Raw genomic sequence first — 22,933 nt, 5'->3', positions numbered from 1 at the left:
TCACGATACAGACAATTATCAGGCTTGAATTAAAACCATACCTACTTATTAATTAACAATATCTTGTATGGTCAACAGGGGATGATGTCAAGCATACAACAATATTAATCCTCTCTTAAGATTAATATTGCATAATAATCAAGCTCAAATCAGCTATACAACGATAAAGCGGGGAATTATAAAATGCAGCATATAACATTACCAATAGACAAAGACGTGGTGTTAACAATTGATGATGTCATAGAAGAACAAAAGAAAGTATCCAACGAAGAGGCAAATCAAGTTCCGGTTCAATCGGATATTGTTTCCTCCATTTCAGAAGAAGAAATTCAAGTAGTTTCCGTTAACCCGTCAGCCCATCATGAACACCATGATCCACGCGGGCCAAAAGTATTTGCAACAATTGTCTCCGTGTCCACCGGCGCGAAAGAAGTGGGCAACCTGGTACTGGGCTTGACACAATCAGGCAATAAATCCCTGCCTACTCTCATCGTAAGTTCCGGCGCTGCTTTTGCTTCTACCATGGGGCTAACATATGGTGAAGTGAAGCATAACGTTAATGAATTTTCCTCACTCGTCCGAACCGGCACGCCTGACCACTGGCCAAAATTATCCAGAAAAAAAGAAGTTGCAGCATTTTCTCTTGCGCTACTCATTTCAGCTGGCGGCGCCTTTAATGAGTTCACTCAGACTGCCTTTCTCTTAAGCGACATGCTGAAGGAATTAAAAATAGTCAGTGAAACCCCGCTCGCCTGGAAAATCGCATCTTACTCAATTGCAGTGGGAGCAAGTGGAACCATGCTTGCGACGGAAGGTGGCGATACTTTAAAACTTATTCGTCAAGCGCTGCACAATAAGCCTCACGGTGAACATGAGCACAGTCACTACCACAGCAACATAAGCAAACATCTGAGCCGAACCTATGGCTGTCTCTTTATCGCCAAATCCCTTCAGGATGGCGTGCAAAATTACATGGCCATGAAAACAATCTTCAAAGCCGAGGATATGACTGGAAAATCCATCTTTATGGCTTTAAGTGGCGCGAATATGGTGACCAACATTTGCTTTATCGGCATGTTTAACATGCGCGCCTTCGATGCGTTCTATGGCTATATGGCAAACATCCGTTCTCAATCCAGCATGAGCGAACGGCTCAAGCGATCTGCAGCGATGACCATCTCTGGCATTATTTCGGGTGGTATTGCCTACTTAAAAATGGGACTGAATGAAGAATTTTTTAAAGATGTAATTGAAAATGATATTGGCATTAACAATCACCGGTATGTTGATCCTGCAATTGATGCAACGACCAAGGCTGTATTTGTACTGGATACCTTACAGGGTACCGCTGCACTTTATCCCTTAACTTATGTTCTCGTGAAACAGACCGCCAATAAAACCTATAACCTGGGTTCATTTTGCTATTCCACCGTCGTCAATGGCTGGAATAAGGCTAAGGGTTGGTTATTCCCGGAAAAAGCGTCAGCGGAAGAAAAAGAACCTTTATTGACCGAAGAGAATCGGGAAAATTTCGCAACACCAGATCTGATCGTGACCGTGACCACGGTTGAGTCGCATGACACACAAAACCGTCATCGTCTCTTCACTCCGTCAACGCAAACATTTAATCATTTTCCCAAAACTAACAGCTTGGAGCAGCAAATTAGCAATGATCTGGAAGATATTGAAAAGGAGCTGGAACAAATAGAGAAAAATGATCGCCAACCTAAATTCTGTGCGATTATTTAAGACAATTAATTCCTTTTCGCCCGCCGCTTTTTTTATGTATACTCTTAAGCCGCTTTTTAACGCGGCTTAAGAGAAAAAAATATGTTTAGTCATTTATCCGAACGTTTAAACAAAGTCATTAAAAATCTGACCGGCCAAGGCCGGCTGACTGAAGCGAATATTCAGGAGACACTCCGGGAAATCCGCAAGGCATTGCTGGAAGCGGATGTCGCCCTGCCCGTTGCCAAGGCTTTTATCGAAGATATTCAGGCCAAGGCCGTTGGCAAGGAAGTCATGGAAAGTTTGACCCCCGGTCAGGTGTTGATCAAACTAGTCCATGATGAGCTCGTCACCGTCATGGGTGAGTCCAATGAAACACTGGATCTTAAGGCACAGCCACCCGCAGTGATCTTAATGGCTGGCCTCCAGGGATCTGGTAAAACCACGACCGTTGCCAAACTGGCGCGTTGGCTTCAGCAAATACAGAAAAAAAGTGTATTGGTGGCCAGTGCCGACATTTACAGACCTGCTGCAATAGACCAGCTGGAAACCCTCGCCAAGACCGTTGGGGCTGAGTTCTTTCCCAGTCAAACATCGCAGGACCCTATCGATATTGCCAAAGGCGCGATACAGGCAGCCAGGAACAAGGTGGTTGATGTTGTTATTATCGATACGGCTGGTCGTCTGCATATAGATGAACAAATGATGTCTGAAATTCAGCGTCTGCATGCCGCCATTCAACCTGTAGAAACCCTGTTTGTCGTCGACAGCATGACAGGCCAAGATGCGGTCAACACGGCAAAAGCCTTCAATGACGCCCTGCCCTTGACCGGTGTCGTCCTCACCAAGGCCGACGGCGATGCCCGAGGGGGTGCTGCACTCTCCATCCGCTATATCACAGGTAAGCCCATCAAGTTTATTGGTATTGGTGAAAAAATTGATGCGCTTGAGCCCTTTTATCCCGACCGCATTGCCTCTCGCATTCTGGGGATGGGCGATATTCTGACCCTTGTGGAAGAAGCCGAGCGCAATATTGACAAGGCTAAAGCTGAGAAACTGGTCAAAAAGATCAAAAAAGGCAAGGTATTTGATCTGGATGATTTCCGTGACCAGCTGAAACAAATCCATAAAATGGGTGGCGTCATGGGTATCATGAGCAAATTGCCAGGCGTTAATCAGCTGCCAGATCAGGTTAAAAGCCAGTTTAATGATAAAAGACTGGTAGAGATCGAAGCCATCATTAACTCCATGACCCCTAAGGAACGTCGTTATCCGGACAATATTAAAAATTCGCATAAACGTCGTATTGCCCTGGGATCGGGCACTTCCATTCAGGCGATTAACCAGTTATTAAAACAGTTTGCCCAAATGCAGAAGATGATGAAAAAAATGTCCAAAAAAGGCGGCATGATGAAGCTCATGCGCGGCTTGCAGGGCAAATTTCCCTTCGGTGGTGGTGGCGGGCTTCCGCCTGGGTTGCCGTTTTAATAGAGGCTACCCGATACCTCGTTTGTCATGCCAGCCTTCGCTGGCATGACAGCTCTCTTGGCACATTCTTCCAAATAGTATGCACTTCTCACCCAGTAACAGGGTTTGCAAGCTGCTAAAACTCACGTATAATCCTGCACCTTCACGCTAACATCTGATTGTGACAGAGGAAAATTAATACCATGGTAGTTATTCGTTTATCACGTGGCGGAGCCAAAAAACGCCCTTTTTATCATATTGTTGTTGCAGACAAATCCCGTGCCCGCGATGGCCGTTTCATTGAACGCCTCGGTTACTTCAACCCGATTGCGTCAGGCAAAGATGTGCGCCTTTCTCTCGATATGGAACGTGTGCAGCATTGGATTGGTAAAGGCGCCCAACCATCTGACCGCGTTAAGCATTTGATTAAAACTCATAAAGAAACTGCCGAGCAGACTGCCAAGCAGGCCTAAACAGCCGGCCGTTGCCCATGAAAAAAGCAGAAGCGGCACATATCAAAATAGGGAAAATCGGTTCTCCCTACGGGATTCGTGGCTGGCTCAAAATTCATAGTTATACTGAATTTGGTGCCAGCATCCTGGACTATATGCCATGGTATGTTGAACAAGGGGAAGACCAATGGCGTGAGCTGATGGTCGAAGAAGGACGTATGCATAGCGGCCAAGTGATTGCTAAAATTGCCGGCTATGACACCCCTGAAGAAGCCCGATTGCTCACCGGCAAAACCATTACTATCCTCCGCTCCCAACTTCCCAAGCTCAATAAAAACGAATATTACTGGTCCGATCTGGAAGGGTTGACGGTCATTAATAAAAATGGCGTTGTACTAGGAAAGGTCATTTACCTGATAGAAACGGGTTCTAACGATGTACTCGTAGTGAAAGGCGATAAAGAGCATGCCATTCCTTATCTTCCTGGCACTGTCGTCCTTGACGTCAATCTTGAGAAACAGGAAATACACGTAGACTGGGAACTGGAATAGTTACAGCAGAACCATGGCAGAGGATCAACACATGTGGTTTGGTATTATCAGTCTTTTCCCTGACATGTTTGAAGCCCTCAATGTTGGCATCACAGGCCGGGCAATTAAAGAGCAGTTGTTATCTCTCCATTTCTGGAATCCGCGAGATTTCGCTCGAGATAAACACAAATCGGTTGATGACCATCCTTATGGTGGTGGCCCCGGCATGGTCATGATGGCAGAACCTTTGCAGGCAGCCATTCATGCAGCCAAAAAATCAGCACCGGCAGTTCCCACCGTTATCTATTTGTCACCCCAGGGTCGGCAATTCAACCAGGAAGCCGCCGTTGAGCTGGCTGCCAAACCAGCCGTGGTTTTTGTAGCCGGGCGTTATGAAGGCATTGATGAGCGGATTATCGAGCAGGAAATCGATGAAGAATGGTCCATTGGGGATTATATTCTTACCGGCGGCGAACTGGCTGCGATGGTCATGATTGACGCCGCTGCAAGGCTCATCCCCGGGACTGTGGGAGATCAGGATTCTGTAGCCCAAGACTCGCTAACTACCGGATTTTTAAAGTATCCCCAATATACACGCCCTGAAAATTTTGCCGGATCTGCCGTGCCGGAGGTATTATTAAGCGGCCATCACAAACAGATAGAACGATGGCGTTTAAAACAATCCCTTGGAAAAACCTGGTTAAAACGGCCTGACCTGCTCTCAAAAAAGCGGTTAAATGATGAAGCATCTGCCCTCCTGGCGGAATTTATCGAAGAATTTTTACATTCTGGGCAAAAATAACGCTCGAAAAATGCTTTAATTATGTATAAAATTGCACGACTTGTTAGGGGATAAGAAAATGAGTAATAAAATCATTCAATCATTAGAAACCGAATTCATGCAGTCTGCGAAAGCATTACCCGCTTTCGAACCAGGCGATACTGTGGTGGTTCAAGTAAAAGTTAAAGAAGGCGAGCGCACTCGCTTACAGTCTTTTGAAGGCGTTGTTATTGCCAAACGCAATCGCGGCTTTAATTCTTCATTCACCGTGCGCAAAATTTCCCATGGCGTGGGTGTTGAGCGTGTATTTCAAAGCTACAGCTCAGCCATTGAGTCCATCGAAGTCAAACGCCGTGGTGATGTGCGTCGCGCTAAACTGTATTACATGCGCGAATTGAGCGGCCGTGCTGCGCGTATCAAAGAAAAATTAACTACGGTAAATAAAGCCAATAAAGCCGTTGTATCGGAAGAAGACAATAGCCAGGAAGCGGGCGCTGAATAACCTTCTTCTTTCAGGATAGATAAAAGCCCGCCCTTTGGCGGGCTTTTTTTTAGACATTAATAGCGCCTAAGCTCTCCTTTCGGAGACTTGTAGCCATATCATTTATATATCAGACTCTTGCAACCAATTCTTCCTGTCACGCTAATCCTTTCCTCACTGACATTGCGAGCATAGCGAAGCAATCCAGGCTCCTTTGATCTTCACAATGCTGTCATCCTGAGCGAAGCGAAGGATCTCCTTTTGTACATTGGGAGATCCTTCGAGCAAAAAAAACGCTCTCAGTATGGCAGCATTATCGAGCATTTTATAAAATGACCAAAGTCCAGTTTATGAGATGTTATTACAATGCTTCCCGGCAACCAGCGCGAAAAGCCTGGGTTGGGTTGCTTCGCTACGCTCAGACTCTTGCAACCAATTCTTCCTGTCACGCCAATCCTTTCTTCACCGACATTGCGAGCATAGTAAAGCAATCCATGCCCCCCTTCGATCTTCACAATGCTGTCATCCTGAGCGAAGCGAAGGATCTCCTTTTGTACATCGGAGATCCTTCGAGCAAAAAAACGCTCTCAGGATGACAGCATTATCGAGCATTTTGTAAAATGACCAAAGTCCAGTTATGAGATGTTATTACAATGCTTCCCGGCAACTAGCGCGAAAAGCCTGGGTTGCTTCGCTACGCTCGCAATGATAGGTGCAATTTTATCAATGAAATATGTATCCTTTACAGCAAATGACATTGACAAAAGCAGTGTCCTTTCATAGACAGCATCATGATATAATAGCCAAATAACACGAGACGAGAAAAAATGACAGAATACACCAGCATCTTATCATCACCGCTTGGCCATGTTGGCATTCAAGTCCAGGCAGGTACATTAATCAATCTTAGCTTTTTGCCCGATACCGTCTCCGAGAAATATCCGCAAGATGCATTCGGCCAAAAGATCGCGGATGAACTATCGACTTACTTTGATAATCCCCAGCATCAGTTCACCGTATCGGTTCATTGCAAGGGAACACCTTTTCAGCAAAAAGTCTGGAACGCGCTGCAAGGTATCCCCTCCGGGAACACGTTGACATATGGTGCGCTGGCTAAGCAGTTGGGAAGCAGTGCGCGTGCTGTGGGACAAGCTTGCCGTACCAATCCCATTCCTCTCATTGTTCCCTGCCACCGCATTGTGGCAGCAAATCATCTGGGCGGTTATGCGGGAGCGACAGAGGGCACATTATTGCGTATTAAAAGATGGTTGTTACAACATGAAGGAGTAAGTTTAGCGTGAGTGACCGATAAGGCGTATCTGTGCCGGGCGAATCCTCAAAAACCTTGTTGATTTGAAGGATGACGACATCAATGGGACCACAGGAAATTAAAAGCAGCCTGTTAAGACGCATCATACTACACGCAGCCAAAACACCGGCAATCTACCTCATTCTAGGCGCTGTGCTAGTCGGGTTAGCTTATGTAGATGACATCGTTGCCATTCAAAAGTGGAAAAATCTCTTCGATTTATTCAACAAAGCCGGGAGCATTTTAATCGCGCTAGCGCTGCTAACGTTTGTTTATAATTTATTTTTCTTTCTCTGCCTTCGATACGAGCAAAAGCTCGCGCCAGCCCATAAAATTGTTTCGTTGATCCTCGCAAGCGTGCGCAAAAGCTCGCATGTGATTTTTATTCTTGTCGCGATCAATATCGTCATCCTTATCGCCGGGCCCACGCAATCCTACCTGATTCTGGCGAATAATATTATCAATGTCATTATCATTATTTCAATTGGCTGGATCGCCATACAAATCGTCTACACGATTGAAGCCGTTACCTATCAACGGATGTTAACGGTAATGGGTGAAGATTTACGGCGAGTGAATGCACTCTATACGAAGATGCGTATCATCAGGAATATTACCACTGTGGTGATTATCATCATCACGATCGCTGCCATTCTCATGAGCTTTAGCAGCGTCAGAAATATTGGCATTAGTCTGCTAGCTTCAGCAGGTTTTTTAACTGCTATCATCGGTTTATCTGCACAGAAAACCTTGTTTTCGCTTTTTTCGGGAATACAAATTGCATTATCCCAACCCGTCAAAATTGGCGATATTGTGTTCATTGAAAAAGAATCGGGCGTCGTTGAAGAAATCACTTTTACATATATCACGCTGAAACTGGCCGACAGACGCAGACTCATGGTGCCCATCACCTATTTTGTTGAAAAACCCTTCGAAAATTGGTCGCATGAAGGAAGCGGCTTGCGAAGCAGCCTGCTCTTTTATGTTGATTTTCTGATGCCAATTGAACCTTTGCGCACCGAGCTCGATCGTATTCTGCAAGATTCACTTTATTGGGATGGACGCGCTAAAAAACTGCAGGTATCGCATTTAACGGACCGTTCAGTCGAGTTGCGCATGCAAGTGAGCGCTTCGACCGCTGACAACCTGGCAGATTTGCGCGCTGAAGTGCAGGAAAAAATGTTGGAATTTATACGCACACATTACCCTGATTATTTCCCTGCTGCCCGTTCGATTTCGACGAAATCTTCGTAAAGAGATATTAGCAGCGCAAATCCATTTCACGACTTCTCATCTTACAAGGAGAGAATATTATTGCATCCTTTTGCTTTGTACCTTGTGTTGTTCCAAAAATTTATCAAACTCTGCAGCACAGTTATTTGCATTCATCACTCTGCCTGAAGGCTGTTTTAATATATTTTTACAAATATCAACATCCTTCTGATCAACGTTTTGCCCATCCAGGAGTTGCTTTTTCATAATTTCGAATGTCTTACGTTGCAGTATATCAATAGTTTTACACCAGCTTGTTGTTAGACCTACTTTACTCCAATCTTTTGTCAGACCGAATGACTGAAGCGCACTAAATCCTAGCCCTCGTTCATGCCTGACATTATCCTTGAATTCCGCTTGCAGCATCATTTCATAGACATTTTTAACTTCATCTATACTTTGCAACATCAATATTTTTAACTGAGTGCTTTTGGCTTTATCTTCTTTTGCTTCAGTCTTTGTTTTTATCTCTGATTCGATAATTTTTTTAAAAGATGGAAATTCTTCCTTGTAAAATTGATTAAATTGATAAATCATATCAAGTGTTGTGCATTTTGTTAGCTTACCAAGATAATATTTCACTTCGCTTTTTGCTTCTGGTCCTTCTACCAGATCGGCTAATTTGATTAGATTTTCCTTATTGCTTTGAAACTCTTCAATGATAGCTGCCACTTTTTGTTTTGCCTCAGCTCCATCTTTACAAAATTTTATCGCCTTAATATCAATCACATCGAGAAATCGGGCAGTGGCAAAATCATATTGTGTTTCAGATATAGCTTTGTCAATTTCTACTCTGATTGAGGCAAGAAAACCATCCATATTTTTATAAAATTTACTGGAGCTTATGTCTTTTTGCATGGCACCAGCAATCATGTCCAAACGCTTACTCGTATTGATTGCAAGATATCGAGCAGATGTGATAGCCTCGAGCGTTTTAGCTTCAGCCATATTGTTATCTCTTGCTGCTTTTTTTGCATAATAAAGATCAGCTATCTGGTTAACTCGCTCAAGAGCTGTTTCTACCTTGTCGATTCGCTTTTCATAATTTTTATGATCCATTTCTTTAAGGAGAGGTAAAATTTTTTCATAGAAGAGTACACCCAGTATTTCCTGATCAGGATTTCCGTCAAATTTGCCACCCAACGCATTCGCAACCGTACTCCAAAATTCTCTCAATGTCCTTCCTGCTGAAAAAATATCAGAACGTTCATCAGAGTACCCATCCAACGTTTCTGGTGCTGCGTATCCAGGCGTAAAAATTTTAAAATCCGGATCAATTCTACGATCAGATACTAGTTTTGCTGAATCCAAATCGATTATTTTTATTAAATCAACGACAACTTGCTGTTCATAAGAAGAATGACTGACCATTGTATTCAACGGCTTTATATCCCTATGTATCACACCGCTACTTACCAATACCTGGAGCGCTGCAAGGAATTTTTCTGTCAAAGCCAGACAAAATTCCGGCGTTGGAGAAAAATTATATCTGCCTATCGCATTAATAATGTCATGTAAATTATGACCACGAATATATTGCATGCTAGTATTAATCGTTTTACCTTTTCCATTCGAAACAACCTGAGGTTTGCGAAAGTTTAGACCCTTTGCTCTAGATAATATTTCATATCGTCTGTTAGCTTCTTTCGTTAATATCATATCACTATGACCGCCAACTCTTTCGACCTTCATCACACGCTGGGCTTTGGTAAAACGAGTTTGAGATTTATATTTAAAACTGCCATCAGGTTGCGGAACTTGAGTGCCTTCTCTCACGACAACGCCTTGCGCTCCTTCCTCACCTACTTTCTCACTTGTTCTAACCACATAGCGATCTTCATTTTTTTTATTCTTTCTGAGATAGATATCATCTGAAACTTGTACTGCGTAAGTGACATGGGTATTTTTATTTTCAGGATCAGGTAAGGTAATATTGTACGTTTCCCCGACAAAGAGGAACTGGTCATTTTCCTGAAGTAACTTGCGCAAAATCTGGCCTGTCTTATTATCGATATCTTTATTAGTCTCAATTTTTAATTGTATAGGCATCTATTCCTCCCCGTTTCTCGCTTTTTTAAATTTATACTTGCTTATGTTTATTATAGCTCCTGATATTATCAAATTTTATTCAGTCAATTCATTAAGTTAACCTTATATAAACAAATTTTGATGATAATTATCGCCTATCGGCATAACATTAAAGTCATCAGTTAAAGTCAAGTTAGGATTGTTTTAATGATTAATTATCAAGAATGAGACTTTCAGTAGCATATGCGAATACTGGTTTTTCGCATAACTTGGTATTGATTTCATTAAAGTATGATTTTGAAATAGACTCTGTTTAAACCACATGAAACTGGAAAAGACTAATGACGATCTCAACGGCAATCAAAAGAATAATAATACTTTCCAGCAAACTGGAGTGTCGGTGCTGTACCTGGCTGTTTAGAATGTCGAGCAATTCCTGTAGCACATCCAGTTTTTGATTCAGTGCCGTCACACGACTGGGAATATCCAGAAATTGTTTTACCATGATATAAAAGGATTCAACACTGGGATTTGCCCAGAAAAATTCCGGCGATTCCAGATATTCGATGTTGAGGTTAATGGAACTTCGGGCGATGAAAATTTCACCCATACGTTTAAACAATGCCCGTCGTGAAAGCGAAATGGCGCCCCGTGTCGCGATTTCTTCTGGCAGGTGACTATTTTTTTTGATAGCGTCCTTGATCTCTTCTTCAAATGCCTCTAGCTTGATCGATTGAGCAAGACCATAGGAAATAGCCAGCTTAACTTTCACATCATCTGAACCTAGCGTGATAATATCAAGACGCAGTTTTTCATGCGTATCGATAGTGGTTTCTTCGCCATATCCATAATAAAAATGATCTGTTTCCATGACAGAAAGAGGATGAAGCGCGAAAGGTTTGACGTATTCAAGCAGTTTGTCTTCAAAATGCTTTCGGAATCCCCAGCAGACAAAACAGCCAAAATTAAAAAAGAAAATGTGCCCAGGCCTTTTAGGGCTGCTCACGTGCAAAGCATCACGCGAGATGCGTGTGTAATAACCTTTTTTCTTAAAGAAATTCGCGAGACCCAAAAGATCGTAACTGCCCGCGGTACAAAAAGAGACACAGCGTGAGAGTGATCGGAGTGTCTTGATATTATGCATAATTTAAGTCGCTCCTTCTTATGAAGATACAAGAAGGAAGGGACAGGGTCAACCTTAAGCAAATAATAATCACCAACAAAAGCAGACATAATGGGTTTTGCAAAATCTGGTTTAGCATTGACTTAATAATTGTAAATAAGTTAGTCTAACTTAACCCTTTGATACAAAATATCAGAAAATTTATGATAAAAAGACCAAAACCTTCAATGATGATGCTCAACCTGGGCGCTGCTCTATGGTTGGGCTTGAGAGATTGTCAGTAATTTCGGAACACTCCCTCCTTAAGTTCAATGCCGGTGCCCAGGTCCCCGCTAATTTGCTTTTTCCGTTATAATATTCCGTTTAACTTAAGCCCAAAGCTGCGTCGGGGGTTGTAAATGATTGAATTAAAAGAAATTTGCAAAATATATACACTAAAAAACCGCACTTATCACGCCCTCCGCGAGATTAATCTCACGATTCAGCGTGGCGAAATTTTTGGTATTTTCGGCGAAAGCGGCGCGGGTAAAAGCACACTTTTGCGTACCGTCAACCTGCTTGAAAGACCAACCAGCGGGCAGATTTTTATCGACCAGACAGACCTGACTACTCTTTCTCCTGTCCAGCTAAAAAAGGCGCGGCAACAAATGGGCATGATTTTCCAGCATTTTAATTTACTGGAATCCCGCACAGCTTATGAAAACATCGCCCTGCCGCTGGAACTGCTGGGCACCAGTAAAGAACAGATCCAGCAGAAAGTCAGCACGCTACTCGACTTGGTACAGCTTGGTACCTATAGCCATCATTATCCCAGCCAGCTAAGTGGCGGGCAAAAACAACGCGTTGCCATTGCCCGCGCACTCACGACTCGGCCGCATATTTTACTCTGCGATGAACCCACTTCTGCGTTGGATCCTAAGTCTACTTTGTCTGTGTTGACTTTGTTAAAAGAAATCAATCAAAAACTGGGCGTCACCATTTTGTTGATTACGCATGAAATGGATGTCATTAAGCATATTTGTCACCGCGCAGCTGTATTGGATCAAGGCAGGCTAGTGGAATGCGGCTCGGTTATTGAGCTGTTTGCAAGACCAAAATCGGAAATTACTCGGCAATTGGTGCAAAAAGCTTTGCATATTGAGCTGCCGAATGTCATTAAACAACGTTTGCAGGTAGAGCCCGATCCTGCAAAATCCCCGCTTGTACGCTTCACTTTCGTGGGTGATGACAGCAGCCAGCCTTTCATTACCACGCTGGTACAGAAATTTAATATCACTATCAACATTATTCAGGCCAACATCGAAAATATTCAGGATGCGACCGTGGGCTTTACCGTATGCCAATTAAGCGGCAACCATGACGCGATTAATCAGGCGCTAGCCCATATCAATTCAACGTCCGTCAGCGCAGAGGTCTTAGGTTATGCATGAAATCGCTTTTTTACCTTTAATTAAAGCCACATGGGAAACCATTTACATGGTTTTCATTGCAAGCTTTATCAGTATCCTAGTCGGATTGATGCTGGGTGTGTTTTTATATCTGACTGCGAAAAAACAGACTTTGGAAAACACCTTCATCCATCGCTTGCTCGGGACGATCGTGAATGTCACCCGTTCTGTTCCTTTTATCATTTTGATGATCAGCATTATCCCGCTAACGCGATTTTTAGTAGGCACCACCATTGGTACTAATGCCGCCATTGTTCCTTTAACCCTGGCCGCCATTCCATTCTTTGCACGCGTGGCTGAAAATGCTTTAGCGCAGGTGCCATACGGCTTGATCGAGGCAGCCCATGCCATGGGTGCCTCCACGTGGCAGACGGTTACAAAAGTACTCATTCCAGAAAGTTTGCCTGCCCTGATACGCGGCGCAACACTGACTGTCATCGGGCTCATTGGCTATTCTGCCATGGCAGGCGTTGTAGGCGGCGGCGGACTGGGCGAGCTCGCCATTAATTATGGCTATCAGCAATTCAATATCGCTGTGATGCTGGAAACTGTCATTATCCTGATTGCGCTGGTGCAATTAATTCAGATGCTAGGTGATACGCTAGCAAAAAGACGACGCGTCAAAGCTCTTTTTTATGCGAGCGTTCTATTGTGGGCAGCCTGTTTTACGTATGAGTTTTGGCCATCCGCCGCTTCACATACCAATACGCTGCGTATAGGCATCATGAGCGGATCACCGGAAAAAATCATGGCCGTCGCACAACAAGTCGCGCAAAAAGAATATGGCCTGCATTTACAAATTGTAACTTTCAGTGATTATGTTCAGCCTAATACGGCGCTTAACAATGGTAGCATCGACGCCAATATTTTCCAGCATGGGCCTTATCTGGAAGCACAAATAAAAGCGCACCATTATCCGTTAACAGCCATCGCTAAAACTTTTGTCTATCCCATGGGTTTTTATTCGCAGACAATCACACACCTCTCGCAATTAAAAGAAGGTGCTGTGATCGCCATTCCAAATGATCCCAGTAATGGTGGGCGTGCTCTACTCATCTTGCAAAAAGCGGGACTGATTAAATTGAAAGCCGGTTCAGGTACGCTGGCAACCGTACGTGATATCACTGACAATCCGCGCCATCTGCAATTCAAGGTAATGGATGCAGCACAACTGCCGCGCGTTTTGAAAGATGCAGACCTGGTTGCCATCACCAATGATTTTGTGGGTCCTGCCGGTTTAAGCATCGGTCAGGCCGTGCTCAAAGAAGGCAGCGATTCGCCATATGCTAATTTAATTGTGGTGCGAGATCAGGATAAAACCAAACCGCTTATCCAAACGCTGGTGACAGTCATGCATTCAAAAGCCGTGCTGCACGAAACGGAAAAAGTTTTTCCTGATGGCGCAGCGATTCCTGCTTGGAAATGAAATAAAAGTGGCGTTCAGACATACTAAAAACTGGATGCCATCTTCATTTTCGAAGTCCAAATGCATAATAGGAGATCCTTCGCTTCGCTCAGGATGACAGCGCTTCGCTCAGGATGACAGCATTGTGAAGTATGTCCATTTTGTTTGTTGGTCCCGGTAACTTACTTTTAAATAAAACCATTCTGGGTATTATTTTTTTTGTTGGGGCTAAAAAGTAAAGGCTTGCTCTCGTCTTCTTTCTTGGAAAAATCAAAAGAAGGCAAACAGCTGAGATGCGCAAAGCTCTCAAGGCCCGTACAATTGAGTGTCATTGCAGCATAACCAGGCTTGGCGTTTTCATTGAGAATGCCATTAGGTTCTTCCATCATGCTCATGCAGCCTTGAAGGTAAAAGCAGGAGAGGAAGATGAATAATACGGCACTTTGTTTTAGAAGAAATATTCTCATGATGGGGCGGTATATTTTTCTTAATGGCGCCATTTTACCTTAAAAATGCTCTTAATGGTATTTTTTGTACACATTTTTTAAATAATTCTCTGTACACGACAAAATAATTGCTTATCTATCAAATGCATATCTTATTCATTGTCGTCGCGCCTGAAAAAACTGGCTAAGGAGATGACCGCAGGTTTCTGCCAACAAACCGCCTTCGTGTTGCACACGGTGATTTAAAAAAGGTTCATTCAGCACCGTTGCCATGCTGACAATAGCGCCCGCTTTAGGATCTGCCGCCCCATAGACCAATCGTTTAATGCGTGCATGCACCACGGCGCCGGCACACATGAGGCAAGGCTCCAACGTCACATATAATGTTGCGTTAGGCAGGCGATAGTTTTGCAATTTTTTTGCGCCAGACCGCAGGGCAACGATTTCTGCGTGAGCGGTTGGATCAGCATGCGAAATAGGACAATTGTAACCTTCCCCTATCACTTCGTCATTTAACACCAGCACAGCACCCACAGGGACTTCGCCTTGCAGGGCTGCCGTTTCTGCCAACTGAATGGCACGCTGCATCCAAAAGTTATCACGCTCAGAAAACATGAAAATTGTATCTCGCCTCCACTTGCAGGTTTATTGTCAAAATGCAAAACGCGTCATGGTATGCGCCACGTCCCTTGGCAGGAAACCATTATTTTCACTGGGCACGTGCATTAATAATAATTTAGCAAGTTCCTGTCTGTATGCGTTGTAATAATAATTCATCAGGATTTTTGCGTGATGATGACAATTTTTTTCCTGAGCCGCCAAGAATCTCATTCGGCAAAGCACTAACACTTTATCCTGATGGCTCACCTCGTCCGCATATAATTTGAGGGCCTGATAAAGCCGTTGCAAGATAGTTTCGCCGCTCTCTTTTTTTTCATCCTGCTTGAAAATATTTTCATCCACCGATAGATCAGCGAGTTTTTGCAATAACGTTTTAACTACTTCTTTGCGTTCACGCGGCAACACCAGTTCCTTCAATTGTCCCAGCAAAACCCATGCTTTGCTAGCAGCTGCAAAATCAGCCAGCTCCATATCTTTCATCAAGCCATTTATTTTTTCTCTTATCTTGGTTGAAACAGCTTCTGTATGAAAAACCTTAGCGATATCAATCAGCGCTTTGCAGGCGGATGCACGAAGCTCAATTTGTCTCTCATGCATTAATAAAAATAAATCATCCACAATCAGAGCGCAGGCATTAGGATACATAAAATATTTTAAGTGGCGCAGCGCCTGACATAATTGAATTTTAACATTCATTAGCTCATCCTGCTGACCCCCTAATACCGTATGAATAATATTAGAAATAGCAGGATAGAGTGCAGAAGAAACTTGTTTTAGGGGTTGGCAGAGAGCCTCGATCGCCGCTATTCTTTCTTTTAGATCAAGTTTTTTATTTACCACAATATCAATTAATGTATTGATTGATATTGCTCTTGATTTCTCATCACTAATAGTCCGAAATAGTCTTCCCATTGCCCGAATAGCTGCAATGCGCACAGCAACATTTTCTTCCTTTTTTATTAGCTTGCTTTGGACATCCGCCAGCATGTCGTCTGTGGCAGCCTCATATACGGCTGACCGCACATAGACGCTATTATGATCCTTAAGCAGAGCCATTTTGTTCCTCACGGAGACAAAATCTTCTTCCTTAATATTATATTTCATCTGATTGAAAACAGTGATGGCGGCACTGATCACTTTCTCTGAGGAATCGTCCAATTTAGTTAACAAAGCCCCCACCACTTCTTCTCTTTCAGTAAAAAATGCATCACTAGAAATAATGGGATGAAGATGCAGGACAATTTGACTTCCCCGACAGATCGTGTGGGAATCCTTAGATTGGATCATGAGCCTAACATTTTTCATTAATAATTTAAGCTTCGCGGTTTCCAAAATGTATAAATCAATTTCAGGATCCCCGCTTTGAAGCGTTTGACCACTCTCTTGCATTAATGCTTTGAATCTCTCCGTCTCCCATGCCCAAGTGTATAATTGGGCTAGCGATTTGCATGCGATTATCGAACGGCTTTCGTTTGCTATATTCGCCAGCAGCAAATCAAAAATACCCGACCTGACTGTCGTTGGAATCCAGTGAACCAGCCTGATGATGACCTGCGACGCTTCATTGGCAATATCGTTATCGCCGCAATCGAGACAAATTTGTAGCTCTTTTATAATATCAGCCCGCGAACCTGAGGGGATCCACTCAGATAATTGTCCTAGCGCATTACAAGCTGCCAGCTTGATAGCGCGCTTATCGCTTCTCAAATCAGCGAGAATTTTATTTATTGCCAAATCAAGGCAGGCGTTCCAGCAATCTTTAAATTCGAGTTTATCAGCAAGTTCCGGCGACAATTTCGTCCGGTATTGTTGGAAGACAGAGAAAAAAGCACTCAAGGGATAGAATAGTTTACTCTTGTTATCAATTTTATCCGCAACCTGATTGAGGCCCCATATAACAGAATCAACCCGGTCCACTATAACAGAATCAACCGGATTCTTTTTTCTCTCCAGTACACCTAACAATCCATGAATCGTTACCAAATCAAACGTAGGCGTAATGGGTGCCTGATTAAATAAACAAGTGGTATGATGCGGTATCAGGTTCTTTAATAACGTTACAAGTATATGGGCAGGAGACGCCTGCTTCTCCTGGCAGATGTATTTGATTATTGTATCTATATACTGGTCCAGCAAATGCGCACCATATTGATTCTTGATAAACATGTTCCAGCCCTCAAGGCTACATCCTTTTCACCCGAGTGACTTCTCATCACTATTCCCATTCAATGGTTGCCGGCGGCTTGCTGGAAATATCGTAAGTTACGCGCGATATGCCAGGCACTTCATTGATGATACGATTCGAAACCACTTCCAGAAACGCATAAGGCAGCCGTGCCCAGTGAGCTGTCATAAAATCGAGGGTTTCCACGGCGCGAATGGCAATGACATGGTCATAATGCCGCGCATCGCCAATTACCCCAACGGATTTAACAGGTAAAAACACAGCAAAAGCCTGGCTGACTTTATAATAAAGATCCGCTTTATAAAGTTCCTCAATCAAAATAGCATCCGCACGGCGCAATTTTTCCACGTATTCCGGCTTGATTTCACCCAGCACTCTCACGCCCAAACCGGGGCCTGGAAACGGATGGCGGTAAATAAGTTCATAAGGCATGCCTAACTCGATCCCGATCTTTCTCACTTCATCCTTGAAGAGCTCGCGCAGGGGTTCCAGTAGTTGGAGCTGCATGTTTTCAGGCAGCCCACCCACATTATGATGGGATTTGATCACATGCGCCTTGCCGGTTTTAGTCGCCGCGGATTCGATCACGTCCGAATAAATCGTGCCCTGCGCCAGCCATTTTATATTTTCCAGCTGCTCGGCTTGCCGATCAAACACGTCAATAAATTTTTTACCAATGACTTTGCGCTTGGCTTCAGGGTCTTCAACACCTGAAAGCGCCTGAAAAAATTCTTCTTTGGCATCAACTGTAATTAAATTCAAGCCAAAGTGCGCTTTAAAAATCGACTGGATTTGCTCCGCTTCTTTAAGACGTAGTAAACCGGTATCCACAAAAACACAGGTTAACTGATCGCCTATTGCCTTATGCAGCATCAGCGCGGCGACAGAAGAATCCACACCGCCAGACAGGGCAAGCAATACTTTATCGTTTCCTACCTGCTGACGTATTGACTCAATTTGTTCATCGATAATATTTTTAGAAGTCCAATTAGGCTGACAGTTGCAAATATCCAACACAAACCGCTCGATGATACGCTTGCCCTGTCGGGTATGCGACACTTCAGGATGGAATTGCAATCCGTAAAAATTCCTTTCTTCATCCGCCATCGCTGCGATAGGACAATTGCTTGTGCTCGCCATCGTTTTAAAATATTGTGGCAAGGCGCTGACGTGGTCACCATGACTCATCCATACATCGAGAAGCGATAATCCGTCGTCAGTAAGATGATCTTCGATGCCTTCCAGTAATCGTGAAGGATCACGAATCGCTACCTGTGCATAGCCAAATTCACGCTGGTGGCTGCCGGGTTCTACTTTACCTCCCAACTGATGCGCCATCGCCTGCATGCCGTAACAAATGCCGAGGACCGGTCGGCCAAGGGCAAAAACAATATCGGGTATTCGCAGTGTTGAAAAAGCAGTCACGGTTTCAGGACCACCGGAGAGAATGACGCCGGCTGGATTAAAGTGCTGGATTTCTTCGTTAGACATCAGAGCCGAGTGTATTTCGCAATACACGCCGATTTCACGGACACGCCGAGCAATCAATTGCGTATATTGAGAGCCAAAATCAAGTATTAAAATCCGGTGAGCATGTATATCAGTTGTCATAGTATTCTCTTTAAGCATATTTATCATCTATATGATAATTAGGCGCTTCTTTAGTAATTTGCACATCATGCACATGGCTTTCGCGTACACCGGATGGCGTTACCCGAACGAATTGTGCCTGATTGCGCAAGGCATCGATATCCGGGCTTCCCGTATATCCCATACCAGAGCGTAAACCGCCCATGAGCTGATTAACAATATTAACCATGCTGCCTTTATAGGGCACACGGCCTTCAATACCTTCCGGCACCAGTTTTTCCGTGTCAATGGTGCCATCCTGAAAATAACGATCGCTAGATCCATGGCGCTGGGCCATGGCTCCTAATGAACCCATACCGCGATAGGATTTATATGAACGGCCATGATAGAGTTCTACCTCACCAGGCGCTTCTTCCGTGCCGGCAAACAGGCTGCCGATCATGACAGCCGAAGCACCCGCTGCCAGCGCCTTGCAGACATCGCCTGAATAACGAATGCCGCCATCTGCAATAATGCCAAGATCCGTTCCTTTTAGCGCCGCACTCACATTGGAAATAGCGGTAATTTGCGGAACGCCTACCCCGGTAACAATGCGTGTTGTACAAATAGAGCCTGGGCCAATGCCGACTTTAACCGCATCTGCACCTGCCTCTGCCAAAGCTTTGGCTGCATCAGCTGTGGCAATATTGCCCCCAATCACAGAAACCTCGGGAAAATGCTTTTTGACCCAGCGAACACGTTCAATTACGTTCCGAGAATGGCCGTGCGCCGTATCTACAACAATCACATCCACACCCGCCGCAACCAGCGCCGCCACGCGTTCTTCCGTGTCAGCGCCTGTCCCTACCGCCGCGCCTACTCTCAACTGGCCTTGTGCATCTTTACTGGCCGAAGGCTTGGCTTGTTCTTTGAGGATATCTTTGACGGTGATCATCCCCTGCAGTTCAAAGTTATCATTCACGACCAACACTTTTTCAATACGGTGTTTATGCAGCAGCTTTTTCACCAGATCACGGTCAGCAGATGCTTTGACCGTCACCAGCCGATCCTTTGACGTCATCAAGTTGGCGACGGGCTGATCCAGATTGGTTTCAAATCGAAGGTCACGGCTGGTCACGATGCCGACCACTTGCTGGCCTTCAACGACTGGAAACGCATGAAAATTGAATTTCTTGCTTAACTCAATGACTTGACGAACAGTTGTCTGCGGTGAAATAGTAATCGGATCTTTCACGACACCGCTTTCAAATTTTTTCACTTTGCGGACTTGTGACGCTTGTTCGGCGATAGGCATATTCTTGTGAATGATGCCAAGCCCTCCTTCCTGTGCCAGCGCAATAGCAAGCCGCGCTTCGGTAACTGTGTCCATGGCAGCAGAAAGCAAAGGAATATTCAGGGTAATCTGGCGAGTCAATCGGGTTTTCAGGTCTACATCTTTGGGCAAGATCGCTGATTCGCCTGGCAGGAGTAAAACATCATCAAAAGTGAGTGCTAATTCGTTTTGTGCTAGGCGTATCATGTTAATTCCCCTACTATAATAGATGTGCAGGTTAAAATTAACGGCTCATTATACACATCTTTTAGTGAATACATAGAGATTTTTTCATGAAAACGGACTATTTTCTCGGGCTTTCAGAAGAAGGATTTCATCGGGTTGCGTACACCGAATGGGGCGTGCCGACATTAGGAAATCCGCCTATTATCTGTGTACACGGACTGACACGCAGCGGAAGGGATTTTGATGAATTGGCTGAGTATCTAAGCCGTCAAGGGCGCCATGTATTTTGTCCCGATATAGTAGGCCGCGGTGAGAGTGACTGGCTGAGAAACCCGCTGCACTATACTTATGAGCAGTATATTGCCGACATGAATGTGATGATTGCCCGCACCCATGCAAGCCAGGTTGACTGGATAGGCACGTCCATGGGCGGACTGATCGGCATGGTGCTGGCCTCCATGCCGCAATCGCCTATTCGACGGCTAGTGCTAAATGACGTTGGCGCGCAAATATCCGCAACAGGCATTAGCAGGATCGCGAAATATGCCGGCAGGGATCCGGATTTTTCCAGTATTGAGGAAGCCATGCGGTATTTTAAATCCGTACTGGATGGCGTCGGCAAATTAAGTGATGAGGAGTGGCGACGTGTTGCAGAGCGGAGTGTGCGCGAAATTTCACCGGGAAAATTTGTATCTAAAACAGACCACGGCGTCAAAATCGCACCTGCCAAAAGTAAAATGGCCTGGCAAATCATGCTACATCCACTCAAAGCCATTGAAGGCACCTTGTTTGATATTGATTTGTGGCATATCTGGCGTAAAGTCACTTGTCCTGTATTGATTTTACATGGTAAACAATCCGATATTTTATTGCCCGCTACTATCCAAAAAATGCAGCAGATTCATCCGCAAACCGACGTCATCGAAGTGCCTGAAGCAGGACATGCGCCGGCACTCATGCATACCGCACAACATCAGGCCATTTATCAATGGTTAATAAATTCGATTTAATTTCGTCACAAGAGGAATGCCTTCTGTATTGAGATTTAATAAAGTCTTCAAATCAACCAACCGATCCTTCAGGTTGACTTTTGATGATAATGATTAACAATAGGCACTGTGTCATGCCGCCTTCGGGATGACACAGTTAAATAAACGCTCGAAAAACTAATTGGCGCAGCCGCATGCAAACCATCGATCTGGAACAACGCGAAGAAATTTATTCCGTCAGCCGCCTCAATAATGAGGTACGTTTTCTGCTGGAAGACAGCTTTCCCCTCGTTTGGGTAGAAGGTGAAATCTCCAATTTTGCAGCGCCTAATTCAGGGCACTGGTATTTCTCCTTGAAGGATGCCTCCGCGCAAGTACGGTGCGCCATGTTTCGCGGCAGCGCGCGTAAATTGACGTTTACACCCAAAGACGGGATGCACGTACTGATTAAAGCCCGCGTCAGCCTCTATGAAAATCGGGGTGAGTTTCAGCTGATTGCGGAAGATATGGAAGAACGCGGTGAAGGCAAATTACGCCGTGCTTTTGAAGTACTCAAAAAAAAGCTGGAAACAGCCGGCCTTTTTGATCCGGCGCATAAAAAGTCTTTTCCTGTTTTTCCCAAACAAATCGGTGTCATTACTTCCGCTACAGGCGCCGCTATACGAGACATCCTGACAGTATTAAAACGTCGCCATGCCTCTGTACCCGTCATCATTTATCCCACACTGGTGCAAGGCGAGACAGCAGCACCCGCTATTGTCAAGGCGATTCAAACCGCAAATCAGCGCAAGGAATGTGACGTCATCATTCTTGCGCGTGGCGGTGGCTCACTGGAAGACTTATGGCCCTTTAATGAAGAAATTGTCGCGCATGCTATTTATAAAAGCGAGCTGCCCATTATCAGCGGCGTGGGACATGAAGTGGATTTTACCATTGCTGATTTTGTCGCAGACAAGCGCGCGCCTACACCGTCTGCCGCAGCAGAAATGGTGACACCCGACTGCACTGAACTCCTGCAACTTGTTGCTCGCCAGAAGCAACAACTCCTACGCTGTCTGCGGCAAACACTGATTGCCGTCAAACAGCGCCTGGATTGGATGCAAAAACACTTGGCCCAACAGCATCCCAGACGTCGCCTTGCCGAGCAAATGCAACGACTGGATTTTTGCGAATTGTCATTTGTCAAACTTCAGCACCAGCTCATCAGTCAATTGCAAAGCCGCATTAAAGATCTGGATTTCAAATTGCATCGCCAGCTACCTACGCATCGCATCAGTGCATTCCGAAACCAGGTTGAACTTTTTCACCGGCAGTGCAATGCCCTCATGGCTGCGCAAATGACCAAACAGCACACTGCGCTTGCTCAGGCGGCAGCCAAGCTGGATGCTTTGAGCCCACTTGCCACCCTTAAACGGGGCTATGCCATTGCACTTAATGAAGAGCAAAAAATTCTGCGCTCTGCAAGCGATGCGCAAGCGGGCGAGCCCATAACCGTGCGGCTTCTTCATGGTGAATTGGCGTGCCGTGTGGAAAAAGTAAAGGCGTGACTAACAACCTTTTGTATGTCTGCCACTTCTCGT

At 44.6% G+C, this 22,933-nt stretch carries 19 protein-coding genes and 1 pseudogene; 13 read left to right on the top strand and 7 right to left on the bottom strand.

The window, feature by feature from the left end; all coding sequences use genetic code 11:
- Positions 1 to 183 precede the first annotated feature (183 nt).
- From AQUSIP_RS03760 to AQUSIP_RS03725, 8 genes are all read left to right on the top strand, one after another.
- Positions 184 to 1,749 (top strand): hypothetical protein, encoded by a 1,566-nt coding sequence (locus tag AQUSIP_RS03760; protein ID WP_114834178.1) that lies wholly within the window; start codon positions 184 to 186, stop codon positions 1,747 to 1,749.
- An 81-nt stretch (positions 1,750 to 1,830) separates the two neighbouring features.
- Positions 1,831 to 3,216, top strand: a complete 1,386-nt coding sequence (gene ffh, locus AQUSIP_RS03755) for a signal recognition particle protein (protein WP_114834177.1) — start codon at positions 1,831 to 1,833, stop codon at positions 3,214 to 3,216.
- A gap of 182 nt (positions 3,217 to 3,398) precedes the next feature.
- Complete coding sequence (gene rpsP / locus AQUSIP_RS03750; RefSeq protein ID WP_114834176.1) at positions 3,399 to 3,668, top strand: 30S ribosomal protein S16; 270 nt, start codon at positions 3,399 to 3,401, stop codon at positions 3,666 to 3,668.
- A gap of 17 nt (positions 3,669 to 3,685) precedes the next feature.
- Positions 3,686 to 4,198 carry a ribosome maturation factor RimM gene (gene rimM, locus AQUSIP_RS03745; protein WP_114834175.1) on the top strand — a complete coding sequence of 171 codons (513 nt, stop codon included), beginning with the start codon at positions 3,686 to 3,688 and terminating at the stop codon, positions 4,196 to 4,198.
- 31 nt (positions 4,199 to 4,229) lie between these two features.
- On the top strand, positions 4,230 to 4,979 hold the full coding sequence (gene trmD, locus AQUSIP_RS03740; RefSeq protein WP_114834174.1) for a tRNA (guanosine(37)-N1)-methyltransferase TrmD: 750 nt from the start codon (positions 4,230 to 4,232) through the stop codon (positions 4,977 to 4,979).
- Positions 4,980 to 5,037: 58 nt separating this feature from the next.
- Positions 5,038 to 5,460 (top strand): 50S ribosomal protein L19, encoded by a 423-nt coding sequence (rplS, locus tag AQUSIP_RS03735; RefSeq protein WP_114834173.1) that lies wholly within the window; start codon positions 5,038 to 5,040, stop codon positions 5,458 to 5,460.
- A gap of 806 nt (positions 5,461 to 6,266) precedes the next feature.
- Entirely contained in the window at positions 6,267 to 6,740 is a 474-nt protein-coding gene (locus tag AQUSIP_RS03730; RefSeq protein ID WP_114834172.1) for a methylated-DNA--[protein]-cysteine S-methyltransferase, read from the top strand.
- Positions 6,741 to 6,811: 71 nt separating this feature from the next.
- Positions 6,812 to 8,002 carry a mechanosensitive ion channel family protein gene (locus tag AQUSIP_RS03725; RefSeq protein WP_170131779.1) on the top strand — a complete coding sequence of 397 codons (1,191 nt, stop codon included), beginning with the start codon at positions 6,812 to 6,814 and terminating at the stop codon, positions 8,000 to 8,002.
- Positions 8,003 to 8,059: 57 nt separating this feature from the next.
- Here the strand turns inward: AQUSIP_RS03725 and AQUSIP_RS03720 are convergent, their stop codons facing one another.
- The gene (locus AQUSIP_RS03720; protein ID WP_114834170.1) at positions 8,060 to 10,069 is read right to left on the bottom strand and encodes a protein kinase domain-containing protein; all 2,010 of its coding nucleotides are present in this window, start codon (positions 10,067 to 10,069) and stop codon (positions 8,060 to 8,062) included.
- 292 nt (positions 10,070 to 10,361) lie between these two features.
- Complete coding sequence (locus AQUSIP_RS03715; protein WP_114834169.1) at positions 10,362 to 11,192, bottom strand: RMD1 family protein; 831 nt, start codon at positions 11,190 to 11,192, stop codon at positions 10,362 to 10,364.
- Positions 11,193 to 11,569: 377 nt separating this feature from the next.
- Between AQUSIP_RS03715 and AQUSIP_RS03710 the strand changes: the two genes are divergently transcribed.
- From AQUSIP_RS03710 to AQUSIP_RS12420, 3 genes and pseudogenes are all read left to right on the top strand, one after another.
- Complete coding sequence (locus AQUSIP_RS03710; protein WP_114834168.1) at positions 11,570 to 12,601, top strand: methionine ABC transporter ATP-binding protein; 1,032 nt, start codon at positions 11,570 to 11,572, stop codon at positions 12,599 to 12,601.
- Positions 12,594 to 13,232: pseudogene (locus AQUSIP_RS12425) on the top strand (methionine ABC transporter permease); the annotation flags it as partial. The gene AQUSIP_RS03710 and the pseudogene AQUSIP_RS12425, both read left to right, overlap by 8 nt.
- A complete protein-coding gene (locus AQUSIP_RS12420) occupies positions 13,206 to 14,045 on the top strand; it encodes a MetQ/NlpA family ABC transporter substrate-binding protein (protein ID WP_197737861.1) in 840 nt (279 codons plus the stop codon). The pseudogene AQUSIP_RS12425 and the gene AQUSIP_RS12420, both read left to right, overlap by 27 nt.
- Positions 14,046 to 14,212: 167 nt before the next feature.
- Here the strand turns inward: AQUSIP_RS12420 and AQUSIP_RS03700 are convergent, their stop codons facing one another.
- From AQUSIP_RS03700 to guaB, 5 genes are all read right to left on the bottom strand, one after another.
- Positions 14,213 to 14,413, bottom strand: coding sequence for a hypothetical protein (locus AQUSIP_RS03700; RefSeq protein WP_114834166.1), 201 nt, complete (start codon positions 14,411 to 14,413; stop codon positions 14,213 to 14,215).
- A 213-nt stretch (positions 14,414 to 14,626) separates the two neighbouring features.
- A complete protein-coding gene (tadA, locus tag AQUSIP_RS03695) occupies positions 14,627 to 15,085 on the bottom strand; it encodes a tRNA adenosine(34) deaminase TadA (RefSeq protein ID WP_114834165.1) in 459 nt (152 codons plus the stop codon).
- Positions 15,086 to 15,121: 36 nt separating this feature from the next.
- Positions 15,122 to 17,257 (bottom strand): HEAT repeat domain-containing protein, encoded by a 2,136-nt coding sequence (locus tag AQUSIP_RS03690; RefSeq protein WP_114834164.1) that lies wholly within the window; start codon positions 17,255 to 17,257, stop codon positions 15,122 to 15,124.
- Positions 17,258 to 17,306: 49 nt separating this feature from the next.
- Entirely contained in the window at positions 17,307 to 18,887 is a 1,581-nt protein-coding gene (guaA, locus tag AQUSIP_RS03685) for a glutamine-hydrolyzing GMP synthase (RefSeq protein ID WP_114834163.1), read from the bottom strand.
- 10 nt (positions 18,888 to 18,897) lie between these two features.
- Positions 18,898 to 20,382 carry an IMP dehydrogenase gene (gene guaB, locus AQUSIP_RS03680; RefSeq protein ID WP_114834196.1) on the bottom strand — a complete coding sequence of 495 codons (1,485 nt, stop codon included), beginning with the start codon at positions 20,380 to 20,382 and terminating at the stop codon, positions 18,898 to 18,900.
- 89 nt (positions 20,383 to 20,471) lie between these two features.
- On the opposite strand from guaB, the gene AQUSIP_RS03675 reads away from it, so the two are divergent.
- On the top strand, positions 20,472 to 21,374 hold the full coding sequence (locus AQUSIP_RS03675) for an alpha/beta fold hydrolase (RefSeq protein WP_114834162.1): 903 nt from the start codon (positions 20,472 to 20,474) through the stop codon (positions 21,372 to 21,374).
- A gap of 173 nt (positions 21,375 to 21,547) precedes the next feature.
- Positions 21,548 to 22,900, top strand: a complete 1,353-nt coding sequence (gene xseA / locus AQUSIP_RS03670; protein ID WP_114834161.1) for an exodeoxyribonuclease VII large subunit — start codon at positions 21,548 to 21,550, stop codon at positions 22,898 to 22,900.
- Positions 22,901 to 22,933 lie beyond the last annotated feature (33 nt).

This window comes from Aquicella lusitana (assembly GCF_902459475.1).
Taxonomy (GTDB): domain Bacteria; phylum Pseudomonadota; class Gammaproteobacteria; order DSM-16500; family DSM-16500; genus Aquicella; species Aquicella lusitana.
Note: the sequence above shows the minus strand (reverse complement) of the source record. Positions and strands in the feature narration are given on the sequence as shown.